This is a genomic window from Acinetobacter sp. SWBY1 (assembly GCF_002946595.1).
Taxonomy (GTDB): domain Bacteria; phylum Pseudomonadota; class Gammaproteobacteria; order Pseudomonadales; family Moraxellaceae; genus Acinetobacter; species Acinetobacter towneri.
Genome location: NZ_CP026616.1, coordinates 2,208,448 through 2,223,357, shown reverse-complemented (window position 1 = coordinate 2,223,357; position 14,910 = coordinate 2,208,448). Strand labels below are relative to the sequence as shown.

The 14,910-nt window shown below is 44.1% G+C and carries 6 protein-coding genes, 2 tRNA genes and 3 rRNA genes; 2 read left to right on the top strand and 9 right to left on the bottom strand.

Features of this window, described 5'->3' with window-relative positions; translation table 11 throughout:
- Nucleotides 1-43 precede the first annotated feature (43 nt).
- Entirely contained in the window at nt 44-1,099 is a 1,056-nt protein-coding gene (gene dinB, locus C3Y93_RS10705; protein WP_104852891.1) for a DNA polymerase IV, read from the top strand.
- 463 nt (nt 1,100-1,562) lie between these two features.
- Nucleotides 1,563-1,934, top strand: coding sequence for a RidA family protein (locus C3Y93_RS10700; protein WP_104852890.1), 372 nt, complete (start codon nt 1,563-1,565; stop codon nt 1,932-1,934).
- A 97-nt stretch (nt 1,935-2,031) separates the two neighbouring features.
- Here the strand turns inward: C3Y93_RS10700 and C3Y93_RS10695 are convergent, their stop codons facing one another.
- From C3Y93_RS10695 to C3Y93_RS10655, 9 genes are all read right to left on the bottom strand, one after another.
- Nucleotides 2,032-2,574, bottom strand: a complete 543-nt coding sequence (locus tag C3Y93_RS10695) for a DUF2726 domain-containing protein (RefSeq protein WP_104852889.1) — start codon at nt 2,572-2,574, stop codon at nt 2,032-2,034.
- Nucleotides 2,575-2,918: 344 nt separating this feature from the next.
- Entirely contained in the window at nt 2,919-5,291 is a 2,373-nt protein-coding gene (locus C3Y93_RS10690) for a YgiQ family radical SAM protein (protein WP_104852888.1), read from the bottom strand.
- 466 nt (nt 5,292-5,757) lie between these two features.
- Nucleotides 5,758-6,966: an MFS transporter gene (locus tag C3Y93_RS10685; protein WP_104852887.1), complete on the bottom strand. Its 1,209-nt coding sequence runs from the start codon at nt 6,964-6,966 to the stop codon at nt 5,758-5,760.
- Nucleotides 6,967-7,389: 423 nt separating this feature from the next.
- Nucleotides 7,390-8,739 carry an MFS transporter gene (locus C3Y93_RS10680; RefSeq protein WP_096902259.1) on the bottom strand — a complete coding sequence of 450 codons (1,350 nt, stop codon included), beginning with the start codon at nt 8,737-8,739 and terminating at the stop codon, nt 7,390-7,392.
- 285 nt (nt 8,740-9,024) lie between these two features.
- Nucleotides 9,025-9,139 (bottom strand): 5S ribosomal RNA (gene rrf / locus C3Y93_RS10675).
- Between the two features lie 191 nt (nt 9,140-9,330).
- Nucleotides 9,331-12,224 (bottom strand): 23S ribosomal RNA (locus C3Y93_RS10670).
- Between the two features lie 403 nt (nt 12,225-12,627).
- Nucleotides 12,628-12,703: transfer RNA gene (locus C3Y93_RS10665), tRNA-Ala, on the bottom strand.
- Between the two features lie 64 nt (nt 12,704-12,767).
- Nucleotides 12,768-12,844: transfer RNA gene (locus C3Y93_RS10660), tRNA-Ile, on the bottom strand.
- A 59-nt stretch (nt 12,845-12,903) separates the two neighbouring features.
- Nucleotides 12,904-14,441: ribosomal RNA gene (locus tag C3Y93_RS10655) — 16S ribosomal RNA — on the bottom strand.
- Together the 16S, 23S and 5S rRNA genes with 2 tRNA genes alongside form the textbook arrangement of a ribosomal RNA operon.
- Nucleotides 14,442-14,910: the final 469 nt, after the last annotated feature.

The following is a 14,910-nucleotide window of genomic DNA, read 5'->3' as shown; positions in this document are numbered from 1 at the left end:
ATGCGATACTGTTGAAATCTAAACGCTTCATCTAGTTTGTGCCATGCGGAAAATCATTCATATTGATATGGATGCCTTTTATGCCTCTGTTGAGCTGCGCAGTCGTCCTGAATTGCAGCATTTACCTGTGGTGATTGCTTCGCATCATCCTCGTGCTGTGATTGCCGCGGCATCTTACCCTGCGCGTGAGTTTGGTTTACGTTCTGCCATGTCGATGGCACAAGCCCGCAAACGCTGCCCGCAGGTGGTGGTACTCGAGCCTAATTTTGCACTCTATCGTGAGGTTTCCACACAAATTCATCAGATTTTTCAGCGTTATACACCACTTATTGAACCCTTGTCTTTAGATGAAGCTTATTTAGATGTCACCGAAAATTTACAAGGTATTCCAAGTGCAACTGAAGTCGCAATGCGGATTCGGGCAGATATTTTTCAAAGTACAGGTTTAACGGCCTCGGCAGGTGTCGCACCGAATAAATTTTTAGCCAAAATTGCTTCGGACTGGCATAAACCCAATGGCATTTGCGTGATTAAACCCAGTCAAGTGCAGCAGTTTATTCAGGACTTACCCTTAAAGAAAATTCCAGGCGTAGGTAAAGTCACGCAGGAAAAATTAAAAAGCTTGAATTTAAATACCTTAGGCGATTTGCAACACATTGAAGAAAATATTCTGATTCATCATTTTGGCAAATACGGTCAGCGTCTGTTTTTGTTTGCACAAGGTATAGATGAACGTCCTATACAAGCAGAACGTGAGCGCCAGCAAATTTCCAAAGAAATCACCTTTGATGATGACTTAAACTTAGCCGAATGTGCAGCTTACTGGTCTAGCTTGATTGATCAGGTTTGGCATAGTTTAGTGAAAAAACAATATGTTGCACGTGGCGTATCGGCCAAATTGAAACTCAAAAATTTTCAGGTCTTACAACATAGCAAAAGTTTTAAACAGCCACTTGAGAGCAAAAACGATCTTGAAAAAGTCCTGCAACTTTTGCTTCACGAAATGCATATTCCCGCACAGGATCAATTCCGTTTAATTGGGGTCGGTCTGTATCAACTCAGCTCTGCCGATGAACAAGCACAACTGTCTTTACTGTAAATATCACGACTCGTAAATATCACAGATATTAAAGCTATAAACTCGCAGCACGGCATGACAGCCTGCCAAAGCAATGCTTACCGATGAATACTAAAGCTATTTTTGTATAAATTTCAGCCAAAAGAATAAAAATAAGACAATTTACCCTTCACAGTTGTGCTTTTTAGAGTAATCTATGCGCGCGATGTATTTATCCGTACATACGCTGAGATGTCAAAAATCACCATTACTTTTGGCATACTTGTCCTGTGATTGGCGTGACGATCAAATCCGAAGATTACAGGACAACTCTGCGCTTGGCACTTCGCCGCTTTGATACACCGTCTCTCTTTTCCTCGTATTTTCCATTCAACTACTTTTTATTTTAAGTAGACTGCTGCCTGCATATTTTCCACGTGCTTGCCTGCCTCTATAATACCTCACGCTTTTTATACCCAATCGCTTGGCGCGAGGATCACACCCAATGGCTGTTCAACGTCTACATATCCAAAAACGTTATTCTGAAATTGCAATTTCGGGAAATTTAGTCCATTTGGCAGGGCAACTGGCAGAAGACACACAACAAGATATTGAGGGGCAAACCCAACAAACACTTGCCCTGATTGATCGTTTATTGGCAGATGCGGGTACAGATAAAAGCCACATCATGTCGGTAATGATTTTTCTAAAAGACATTGAGCGCGATTATGCCGCAATGAATCAAGTTTGGGATGCTTGGGTGGCAGATATACAAACTTTACCGCGTACCTGCGTAGAAGCCAAGTTATATCATCCTGACGTTTTAGTTGAGATGACTGTGGTTGCAGTCAAACCTGAAGAGCAACCCAACGTATAACAGATGTGATTGGATCAGGAACATACCCAAAAAAATCAGCATGTCATGGCGACATGCTGATTCATGTTGTCTATCTAGTGACTTTAGCGGCAAGCGTTTAGCCCAATACCTTCACTTTATGGCGTACAGAATGCGCTAAAAAATCATACTTTTTTAAGGCAGTATCCAAATCTTCTAAATCTGCATAAGATGACGATGATTGCCCAAAAGCTTCGCGTAATTCGTGATATTCAGGCACATCTTCATAACGCAGCACTTTATAACCCGCCAAACGCAACAATTCATCTTGGTATTGCGCATTGCGGCTACGTTTCAGCATCAACAAATCATCTAAGGCTACAATTGCAACAACTTGATGATTGGCATCCAACACCACAAAATCGGCCATCATATTGCGGTATTTATGTCGAGTACGTGAAAATTTCGTGGTCAGCAAGGCATCAAAAGACACATGCGCCAAGATGATATGTTGAGGTAAAATTTCCTGCAAACGTGTATACGTCAGCTGTTCATTTAAGTTAAAAATTGCACGTTGCTTTAGTGCACTGTCCTGAGGTTTTTCTCTATTTTCCAAGCCCTTAACCGCCATCAAGAGAAAGAAAATCAGTATCAAAACCCCAATCAAAATATAAATGGTCATTATTCAATCCTTAAAATCATTTTTATAGTTGTTTCGGCTTCATGCCGATTTTTTCATCAAATCAGTATATAACACGCTTTTATATTTAAACGTTCCATTTAAGAAACTACATGAAACATTGACAAAACCATCATAGAAACAGAAATTTTGTTTCACAAGCCAGCCTTTTGTCTAAGTGCTGTAGCATCTAAGCGTGTTTTTATCATTAGATACGAATACTGTATAGCATGCAAAAAAATAACAAAGCAATGCTTAACAGATTCGATTGTCGGACAATTCCGATGAAATGAAAAGCAAACAAAAAAGGCGCTGCAGCGCCTTTTGATGGATCTTAACTTCAAGTACTAAGCTTTCGATTTTGGCTTAGATTTTTTGTGTGAAAATGGACGTTTTTCACCTGTTTCACGTGGCGGCAAACCTGTGTGCTGAGTCAATATCTGCCCTTTCTTCGGACGATTACTGTTCTGAGCACGATTACCACTTTGCCCCGTACGTTTTTGTGAATCACCCGCGACAGTCGAGTTTTTCTTACGTGCCGTTTGATACTGTCCATCTGTGCCTTGCGGCTGATAGGTTGGAATCAGGTGCTGTTTAGAGTTCCCGATTAAATCTGCACGTCCCATTTCTTTTAAGGCTTCACGCAACAACGGCCAGTTGTTTAGATCATGGTAACGTAAGAAAGCTTTATGCAAACGACGACGTTTTTCGCCTTTGACAATATCCACATTTTCGGTATAACGCGCCACTTTGGCCAGTGGGTTTTTACCTGTGTAATACATGGTCGAAGCGGTCGCCATTGGCGATGGATAGAAAGTCTGTACCTGATCGGCACGGAAACCATTCTTTTTCAGCCACAACGCCAAATTCATCATGTCGTAATCGGTCGTTCCTGGGTGCGCAGCAATAAAGTACGGAATCAGATATTGCTCTTTGCCCGCCTCTTTACTGAAACGATCAAACATTTGTTTAAAACGGTCATACGTACCAATACCTGGTTTCATCATCTTAGATAATGGGCCTTTTTCGGTATGCTCAGGTGCAATTTTTAAATAACCGCCCACATGATGCGTCACCAATTCACGTACATATTCAGGGTTCAACACTGCCAAGTCATAACGTAAACCTGAACCAATCAGAATTTTTTTAATACCTTTCAGTTCACGCGCTTTACGATATAGCTGAGTTAAAGGTGCATGATCGGTATGCAAGTTTTGACATACGCCTGGGAATACACAGGAAGGTTTACGACAGTTCTTTTCAATTTCAGGGTCTTTGCAATGCAAACGGTACATATTTGCAGTCGGACCGCCCAAGTCTGAAATAATGCCGGTAAAGCCAGGTGCAGTATCCCGAATTTTTTCCACTTCACGCAAAATGGATTCTTCAGAACGGTTTTGGATAATTCGTCCTTCGTGTTCGGTAATTGAACAGAAAGTACAACCACCAAAACAACCACGCATGATATTGACCGAAAACTTGATCATGTCAAAAGCAGGGAAACGTGCATTGCCATAAGATGGATGCGGCAAACGTGCATACGGTAAATCGAATACATAGTCCATTTCTTCCGTAGTCAACGGAATAGGCGGTGCATTCAACCACACATCACGTTCACCATGCTTTTGCACCAAAGCACGCGCATTGCCCGGGTTAGTTTCTAAATGCAAAATACGGTTAGCATGCGCATACAGCACAGGATCATTCGCCACTTCCTCAAAAGAAGGCAAACGAATCACTGCCAATTCACGTGGGGGTAATTTGTGTTTAATTGCTTTTGAAGCAGGCTGCAATTGCACAATCTGGGTATCCGCATCTAGCTGATCACCTTCACGCACAATTGGATTGCTGACCACATCTTTCTGGAAATTTTGATATTGCGCGAGGTTGTTGCCCTTGTCTTTTTCAATCTCACAACCGTCTAAATCTTCGGTCATCACATAAGGGTTGATGATTGGATCGACACGGCCCACGCTGTCTACATCATTAGATGCAATTTCAACAAATTTGGATTTAGACGCGCGGTTATGTTTATTAATAATAAATGCTGTACCACGTACATCTGTAATTTCGTGGATTTTTTCACCTTTGGCCAAACGGTGCATCACTTCAATAATCGAACGCTCACCATTGCCGTACATCAATAAGTCGGCTTTAGAATCCATTAAAATTGAGCGACGAACTTTGTCAGACCAATAGTCATAATGTGCAATACGACGCAACGAGCCTTCAATCCCGCCAAGTAAAACAGGCACATCTGGAAAGGCTTCACGACAACGCTGACAATATACCGTAGCCGCACGGTCAGGACGTTTATTCGGCTGATTGTCTGGTGAATAAGCATCATCAGAACGGATTTTACGGTCTGCAGTATAGCGGTTGATCATCGAGTCCATATTGCCTGCGGTGACGCCCCAAGCGATGGTCGGCCTCCCTAAAACCCGAAAAGATTCCACATTGGTCCAGTCTGGCTGGGCGATGATCCCGACACGAAAGCCCTGCGCCTCAAGCACACGACCAATCACGCCCGATACAAAAGAGGGATGATCAATATAAGCATCACCACAAACTAGAATAAAATCACAGGCATCCCAACCGAGCTGATCCATTTCTTCGCGTGACATCGGCAAAAATGGCGCAGGCTCAAAACATGACGCCCAATATTTGTCATAATCAAACAACGCTTTGGGTGCGGTCTGAGCAGTATAAGCAGTAGACATGGCTTGCAATTCTCGGCTGGGAAGTGGAAGATCAAAAGTCGATCAAAGATGAAAGCCGACTATTTTAGCATGAATTCCATTCATCTTGCTTGATTAAAAAACACACAAAATCAATAGGGTCTGTTGACACTTCATCTATGTTTGCGACAACGCATATTTTTTAGCTGATATAAGGCATGAGGCAGAAAATTTAGTCATTCTAAATGACTGACTCATAACGCAATAGCAGCAAAAAATATGCTTGTCCTGAAAGGCTGTGGCTAAAACTTTCTCAGATTGCGTTATGAAACTTGGAAATAGACCCACTATTCCCTGCGTTTCATGCCTGATCTGCTCAGTTTTAGCCGACAGCGCAAGCCATTTATGAAATGGCATCAGACCCTAAGCTATTTTTATGCCTTAAATACTTTTGTATCTTAATAAGAAAAGCATAAACGGATCCGCTGAAAGCAATAATCCTGAACGCTTATCGTATCTCCACTGGTTTGAGCTTTAAGCGCCACGCGCCATAAAGCGCCACACCCAAGACCGCAGTCATCACCCATGTCAGACCAGACCATCCCCATTGTTCCCAAATCAATCCGCTACCACTGCCGAGCAAACTTGAACCCATGTAGTAGCTAAATAAATATAATGATGATCCCACTGCACGATACTGCAGGGCTTGAATCGACACCCAACTACTGGCAGTAGAATGTGCAGCAAAAAAGGCAAAGGTAAATAACACTAAGGCAGCCAATACAACAGCTAAATGTGCAATCGACATCAACCACAATGCAATCAACATTAGGACAATCACCATAGGCAACACACGTTCACGCCCCATACGATTGCCCCAGCTTGCTGCACGCGGCGAACTATAAATACCCGCCAAATAGGCAATTGAAATCACCCCAATCCAGACTTGAGAAAGCTCAAATGGTTTAGCCAATAAATAATAGCTGATGTAATTGAAAATACTAACGAAACAACCCATCAGCAAAAAGCCCTGCAAAAACAGGATTCTTAATTTACGGTCTGCTAAATTAGCAACAAAAGCGTCTCTAAACCGCGAGAAGCGAATCGGATACGCTGTAAAATTTTTCGATGCAGGAAGTAACATATAAAAGGTGATTGCAATTAGTAAATTCAAACCACCAATAATTAGGGTTGCCGCTTGCCAAGATATAAAATCGACCAAGACCCCAGCAATTAAACGTCCACCCATGCCACCAATGGCCGTACCCGAAATATACAGCCCCATAGCAAAACCAATGTCTTGCTGTCGAATTTCTTCACCAATATAGGTCATGGCGACCGCAGCAACACCGCTCACAGCAATGCCAATAAAAATTCGTGTGGTTAAAAAGAATGACCAGATTGGAAGTAAGGCACTCAGAATTAATAAAATGGCAGCTAAAAATAAAGCCAAAACCATAATAGGTTTACGCCCAAAACGATCTGAAATAAAGCCTGTGAAAAGCAAACCTATCGCCAAAGCCACAGTAGAAAATGACAGCGGGAAACTACTTTGGGTTGGTGTAACCGTAAAAAAATCGGCCAAAATAGGCATCATCGGTTGCACACAGTACAAAGTCGAAAAAGAAGCAAAACCCGCTAGAAACAACGAAAAAAGAATGGCTTTAAATGGCTTGGTACCATACTGAACATGAGATGCTACAGCTAAATCAGACATATTTACTCCAATCACGCGATCAGTATACGCCTGTTTATGGACAAAAATAAGCTCGGTATTTTATCGTTTGCTCAAAAACAGCGTCAGTATCATTCATCACTTTGTCAGTTTTTGCTTACATGCACTGAAGCAAAATGAGGCTAGGCAGTATTTTGAGCTTACGGTATTCTTTGAAGCATAAGGAGACAGGATGTTTCCCAAACAGAAAACAACAATAATAGGTTTGAGCACCAGGATCGTGAGGTACGACAGGAGTTATACCTAAACACGAAATACAAAGAAACCCCGTCAGGATGATGGGGTTTCTTTTTATCTGTGTCTTGAGTATATAACTTTATCTATCATCACTTTCTATTTACACACCCCATAATCAAAAAGTCCCCAAACAAGGTTGAGGACTTTTGAACTTAGCACATTACAAGTTTAAGCTTTGGCAGCAACTGCTTTGCCTGCTTTAATTTGCTCAGCTTCATCTTCACTCATAATCAAGGCAACCGCAATTGCAGTGATCAACACTGGCAAACCTACTGCCATAAAGTTGAAGTGTGCAGGTAAATTCATACCCAATAAGCCGCCAATTAAAATTGGACCCACAATCGCACCCATACGACCAATGGCAGATGACCAGCCAATACCTGTTGAGCGTACCGCAAGTGGGTAATATTGTGCCACATAGCTATACAACAACATTTGTGAACCAATAGATGCTGCACCCGCCAAGAATACTAAGATGTAAAGTAAGAATTGATTAGATTGGAAGCCCATGAGGCTCATCACCAATGCACCCATGATTCCCAAGAACATCAATACAGGTTTTAAGTGGAAACGGTCTGCTAAAATACCACCACCCACGATACCAACGACTGCACCTACGTTCATCACCATCATGAACATTAAGCTGTTGTCCATAGAATAGCCTGCCGCCATCATCAGTTTTGGCAACCAGCTGCTGAGTGCATACATGGTTAATAGACAAGTAAAGAACGCTAACCAGAACAATAAAGTATTCACTGCACGACCGCGTTTGAACAAGCTCACCACGTTAGCAGCTTCAGGCACACCAACCTGATACAATTCAAAAGTGGTGTCTTCGGTAATTTTTAAATCTGGTGCTAAACGCGCTACGATTGGACGGGCTTGATCTTGCTTATTTTCTTTGACAATAAAAGTTAAAGATTCTGGCAAGAATTTCCAAATCACAGGCAATAAAAACAATGGGATACCTGCAATAAAGAACATGATTTCCCAGCCAAAACTTGGGGTAAACCATGAGCCAAGTAAGGCTGCCATTACACCACCTACAGCATAACCACTAAACATAGTAGTCACTAAGGTGCTACGCATGGTTTTAGGTGCATATTCAGAAGTTAAGGCCACAAGGTTTGGCATTACACCACCAATGCCTAAACCCGCCAAGAAACGTAAAATCGCAAACTCAGTTGGATTAGAGGCGAAGCCACCTGCAAAGGTTAAACCACTAAACAGAACGATACAGATCATGATGACTTTCTTACGACCAATTTTATCGGCTAAAGAACCAAAAATCATCGCGCCAAACATCATACCTGCCAATGCAGTACTCGCGAGCATCCCCGCCTGAACAGCACTCAAGCCCCACTCATCCATCAATAAGGGTAAAACGACCCCATTAATTGCCAAGTCATAGCCATCAAATAAAATGATCAGTAGACACCATGCCACGACATTGAAATGAAATGGTTTGAATTTTGCGTGATCGATGACATCATTCACGTTAATTGCTTGATGTGCCATTCCTCACCTCCTGTGAGTTTGTGTTTCAGTAAGCTTGAATAGCAATTTTTACAGTGAAGACTTTCATTTTTATCAGTCATCCATGTCCACTTTTGCTATTCAAGTAGATTGTGTAACTTTCACACAAAACACAAAAAATAAAAATTCAACATTAGTCTAAAACATTTTATTAATTATGGGTTTATTGTTATTTTAAACACAATAAAATGTGATTATTCTTCTTAATATTTTCTTTCTCCCATAAAAAAACACCCTCAACGCTAGTTGAGGGTGTTTAGAATAATGAGCTGGCGATGACTTACTCTCACATGGGTAACCCCACACTACCATCAGCGCGAAGAGGTTTCACTTCTGAGTTCGGGAAGGGATCAGGTGGTTCACTCTTGCTATGGTCGCCAGCACAACTGTTTACGGAGACTTGCATTGGTCTTATTCACGATGGTGATGCACTGCGTTTTCCGAATCTGTAACAGATTGGGCTGTATTGGGTCTGAATTTTATTGTTTAGCGTTAACTAAATCAAGATCAGTCTGAATTGACTGATTGGATTTGAATCGATTGAGCATACAACCCCAACTGTTTGGGTGTTGTATAGTCAAGCCTCACGAGCAATTAGTATTGGTCAGCTTCACATATCGCTATGCTTCCACATCCAACCTATCAACGTCGTAGTCTTCAACGGCTCTTTAGGAGGCATAAAGCCTCGGGGAAATCTTATCTTGAGGTAGGCTTCCCGCTTAGATGCTTTCAGCGGTTATCCCTTCCGAACATAGCTACCCGGCGATGCGACTGGCGTCACAACCGGTACACCAGAGGTTCGTCCACTCTGGTCCTCTCGTACTAGGAGCAGATCCTCTCAAATTTCCAGCGCCCACGGTAGATAGGGACCGAACTGTCTCACGACGTTCTAAACCCAGCTCGCGTACCTCTTTAAATGGCGAACAGCCATACCCTTGGGACCTGCTTCAGCCCCAGGATGAGATGAGCCGACATCGAGGTGCCAAACACCGCCGTCGATATGAACTCTTGGGCGGTATCAGCCTGTTATCCCCAGAGTACCTTTTATCCGTTGAGCGATGGCCCTTCCATACAGAACCACCGGATCACTAAGACCTACTTTCGTACCTGCTCGACTTGTGGGTCTCGCAGTTAAGCGCGCTTTTGCCTTTATACTCTACGCGTGATTTCCGACCACGCTGAGCGCACCTTCGTACTCCTCCGTTACTCTTTAGGAGGAGACCGCCCCAGTCAAACTACCCACCAGACATGGTCCTCGTCCCGGATAACGGGACAGAGTTAGAACCTCAACATTACCAGGGTGGTATTTCAAGGACGGCTCCACTCGAACTAGCGTCCGAGTTTCAAAGCCTCCCACCTATCCTACACAAGTAAGGTCAAAGTTCAATGTCAAGCTGCAGTAAAGGTTCACGGGGTCTTTCCGTCTAGCCGCGGGTACACCGCATCTTCACGGCGAATTCGATTTCACTGAGCCTCTGCTGGAGACAGCGCCGCCATCATTATGCCATTCGTGCAGGTCGGAACTTACCCGACAAGGAATTTCGCTACCTTAGGACCGTTATAGTTACGGCCGCCGTTTACTGGGGCTTCGATCAAGAGCTTCGCTTACGCTAACCCCATCAATTAACCTTCCAGCACCGGGCAGGCATCACACCCTATACGTCCACTTTCGTGTTTGCAGAGTGCTATGTTTTTAATAAACAGTTGCAGCGGCCTGGTTTCTGAGGCTGTCGACAGCTCAAGGAGCGAGTCCTATCACCATCAACAGCGTACCTTCTCCCGAAGTTACGGTACCATTTTGCCTAGTTCCTTCAGCAGAGTTCTCTCAAGCGCTTTGGTCTACTCGACCTGACCACCTGTGTCGGTTTCGGGTACGATTCCAGTGTAACTGAAGCTTAGAGACTTTTCCTGGAAGCAGGGTATCAGCCACTTCACTGTACAAGTACAGCTTGCTATCAGATCTCAGCATAGAGCACCCCGGATTTGCCTAAGATGCATGCCTACTTCCTTTCACCTGGACAACCAACGCCAGGCTGACTTAACCTTCTCCGTCCTCTCATCGCATTACACTGAAGTATTGGAATATTAACCAATTTCCCATCGACTACGCCTCTCGGCCTCGCCTTAGGGGTCGACTCACCCAGCCCCGATTAACGTTGGACTGGAACCCTTGGTCTTTCAGCGAACGGGTTTTTCACCCGTTTTGTCGTTACTCACGTCAGCATTCGCACTTCTGATACCTCCAGCAGACTTCTCAATCCACCTTCTTCGGCTTACAGAACGCTCCCCTACCACGCATAATAAATTATGCATCCGCAGCTTCGGCACATAGTTTTAGCCCCGTTACATCTTCCGCGCAGGCCGACTCGACTAGTGAGCTATTACGCTTTCTTTAAAGGGTGGCTGCTTCTAAGCCAACCTCCTAGCTGTCTATGCCTTCCCACATCGTTTCCCACTTAACTATGATTTTGGGGCCTTAGCTGGCGGTCTGGATTGTTTTCCTCTTGACTACGGACGTTAGCACCCGCAGTCTGTCTCCCGGATAGTACTCATTGGTATTCGGAGTTTGCATCGGTTTGGTAAGTCGGGATGACCCCCTAGCCGAAACAGTGCTCTACCCCCAATGGTATTCGTCCGAGGCGCTACCTAAATAGCTTTCGGGGAGAACCAGCTATCACCGAGTTTGATTAGCCTTTCACCCCTATCCACAAGTCATCCCCTGGCTTTTCAACGACAGTGGGTTCGGTCCTCCAGTTAGTGTTACCCAACCTTCAACCTGCTCATGGATAGATCACCCGGTTTCGGGTCTATACCCAGCAACTATACGCCCTATTAAGACTCGATTTCTCTACGGCTCCCCTATTCGGTTAACCTCGCTACTGAATATAAGTCGCTGACCCATTATACAAAAGGTACGCAGTCACCAAACAAGTTGGCTCCCACTGCTTGTATGCATGCGGTTTCAGGATCTATTTCACTCCCCTCACAGGGGTTCTTTTCGCCTTTCCCTCACGGTACTGGTTCACTATCGGTCAGTCAGGAGTATTTAGCCTTGGAGGATGGTCCCCCCATATTCAGACAAGGTTTCACGTGCCTCGCCCTACTCGTCATCATTATGTGTGCCCTTTCGTGTACAGGACTATCACCCACTATGGTTGCACTTCCCAGAGCATTCCACTAAAACACACATAACTTAATGGGCTTTTCCCCTTTCGCTCGCCGCTACTGAGGGAATCTCAATTGATTTCTTTTCCTACGGGTACTGAGATGTTTCACTTCCCCGCGTTCGCTTCGTATGACTATGTATTCATCATACGATACCTACCTTAAGGTAGGTGGGTTTCCCCATTCAGAAATCTCCGGATCAAAGGATATTTGCCGCCTCCCCGGAGCTTTTCGCAGGCTATCACGTCTTTCTTCGCCTCTGACTGCCAAGGCATCCACCACATGCACTTAATTACTTGACTATACAACCCCAAACAGTCGTTAACCCCTACAAGTAGGGTTAAGACAATTAAATAAATATAAAATATTTATTTAATTCACAGTTTGACGTCTTGTGCACTTAAGCACTGTACAGCTTCAATTAGATTCATATACCAAAACGCTTGATTCAGTTAATTTGCTAGTTCTCATTTCAATTCGTAATTAAAATGTAACACCGAAGTATTACTGTCAATCTTGAATTAAATGAGTTGAACAATTTATTTCAGACTCAATTTTGCCAATCTGTTAATGATTTCCTACCGCCTCGTCAGCGAGTAGTTCACTGTGATAAATCACAGAATTTAATAAATCATTAAATCTTTACGATTTAACCTATTTACTAAATTCTGTAATCTTTAGCTTATCCCGTACTTAAAAAGTACGTGGTGGAGACTAGGAGAGTCGAACTCCTGACCTCCTGCGTGCAAAGCAGGCGCTCTACCAACTAAGCTAAGTCCCCAGCTTATCAATAAGTCAATGTTTCTGATTTCCGTTTACTCTGCAATCTCTTGCGTCGTCAGTAGTGGTGGGTCTGACAAGACTTGAACTTGTGACCCCACGCTTATCAAGCGTGTGCTCTAACCAACTGAGCTACAGACCCTCAGATACATCAATGAAGAACAACTTGTTGTGGATTCTTACCAATCGTCAATCTTTCGTTAAGGAGGTGATCCAGCCGCAGGTTCCCCTACGGCTACCTTGTTACGACTTCACCCCAGTCATCGGCCACACCGTGGTAAGCGTCCTCCTTGCGGTTAGACTACCTACTTCTGGTGCAACAAACTCCCATGGTGTGACGGGCGGTGTGTACAAGGCCCGGGAACGTATTCACCGCGGCATTCTGATCCGCGATTACTAGCGATTCCGACTTCACGCAGTCGAGTTGCAGACTGCGATCCGGACTACGATCGGCTTTTTGAGATTAGCATCACATCGCTGTGTAGCAACCCTTTGTACCGACCATTGTAGCACGTGTGTAGCCCTGGCCGTAAGGGCCATGATGACTTGACGTCGTCCCCGCCTTCCTCCAGTTTGTCACTGGCAGTATCCTTAAAGTTCCCATCCGAAATGCTGGCAAGTAAGGAAAAGGGTTGCGCTCGTTGCGGGACTTAACCCAACATCTCACGACACGAGCTGACGACAGCCATGCAGCACCTGTATGTAGATTCCCGAAGGCACCTTTCCATCTCTGGAAAGTTTCTACTATGTCAAGGCCAGGTAAGGTTCTTCGCGTTGCATCGAATTAAACCACATGCTCCACCGCTTGTGCGGGCCCCCGTCAATTCATTTGAGTTTTAGTCTTGCGACCGTACTCCCCAGGCGGTCTACTTATCGCGTTAGCTGCGCCACTAAAGGATCAAATCCCCCAACGGCTAGTAGACATCGTTTACGGCATGGACTACCAGGGTATCTAATCCTGTTTGCTCCCCATGCTTTCGCACCTCAGTGTCAGTATTAGGCCAGATGGCTGCCTTCGCCATCGGTATTCCTCCAGATCTCTACGCATTTCACCGCTACACCTGGAATTCTACCATCCTCTCCCATACTCTAGCTAACCAGTATCGAATGCAATTCCCAAGTTAAGCTCGGGGATTTCACATTTGACTTAATTAACCACCTACGCGCGCTTTACGCCCAGTAAATCCGATTAACGCTCGCACCCTCTGTATTACCGCGGCTGCTGGCACAGAGTTAGCCGGTGCTTATTCTGTGGGTAACGTCCACTTAGCCCAGGTATTAACCAGGTAAGCCTCCTCCCCACTTAAAGTGCTTTACAACCAAAAGGCCTTCTTCACACACGCGGCATGGCTGGATCAGGGTTCCCCCCATTGTCCAATATTCCCCACTGCTGCCTCCCGTAGGAGTCTGGGCCGTGTCTCAGTCCCAGTGTGGCGGATCATCCTCTCAGACCCGCTACAGATCGTCGCCTTGGTAGGCCTTTACCCCACCAACTAGCTAATCCGACTTAGGCTCATCTATTAGCGCAAGGTCATAAAGAGCCCCTGCTTTCTCCCGTAGGACGTATGCGGTATTAGCATCCCTTTCGGAATGTTGTCCCCCACTAATAGGCAGATTCCTAAGCATTACTCACCCGTCCGCCGCTAGCTCAGTTACCGAAGCAACCTCGCCCGCTCGACTTGCATGTGTTAAGCCTGCCGCCAGCGTTCAATCTGAGCCATGATCAAACTCTTCAGTTAAAATCATTTTGAAGTTTTAATCTAAACTTCCAAATCTGGCTCATCAATTTTCTGACTTAAATTTCGCTCAAATAAACTTCGAGTAATTTAAACCAATCAATCAATGAAATATTTTCGATCAATCAATCAGTAAAAATCCACACAAGTTGTTCTTCATAATCTCTTAACGATCTTCTCGATGCTTCGTCAGCATCAAGCTAGGTCGGCTATACTACTCTCTATTTCCAGAAAGTCAACATGCAATGTTGATTTTATTTTCAAACCTATCTACTCAAAACAAACTCAATTAATCTTAAACCAATCAACCAAGCTATTGTTTTTCAACAAGTTTTTATCAACATCGCCGCCGATGGATGTGCATTATAGGCCAAATATTTTGCCATGCAAGGCTTTTTGTAAAAGAAATATTTCGAGTGTTTATTTTATAAACCCAAAAATAGATAAGATACTGTTTTATCTCATAAATTTA

Bases quoted from the DNA above. Each gene is read 5' to 3' on its own strand.
- dinB (WP_104852891.1), top strand. From the start codon at position 44: ATGCGGAAAATCATTCATATTGATATGGATGCCTTTTATGCCTCTGTT.
- C3Y93_RS10700 (WP_104852890.1), top strand. From the start codon at position 1,563: ATGGCTGTTCAACGTCTACATATCCAAAAACGTTATTCTGAAATTGCA.
- C3Y93_RS10695 (WP_104852889.1), bottom strand. From the start codon at position 2,574: ATGACCATTTATATTTTGATTGGGGTTTTGATACTGATTTTCTTTCTC.
- C3Y93_RS10690 (WP_104852888.1), bottom strand. From the start codon at position 5,291: ATGTCTACTGCTTATACTGCTCAGACCGCACCCAAAGCGTTGTTTGAT.
- C3Y93_RS10685 (WP_104852887.1), bottom strand. From the start codon at position 6,966: ATGTCTGATTTAGCTGTAGCATCTCATGTTCAGTATGGTACCAAGCCA.
- C3Y93_RS10680 (WP_096902259.1), bottom strand. From the start codon at position 8,739: ATGGCACATCAAGCAATTAACGTGAATGATGTCATCGATCACGCAAAA.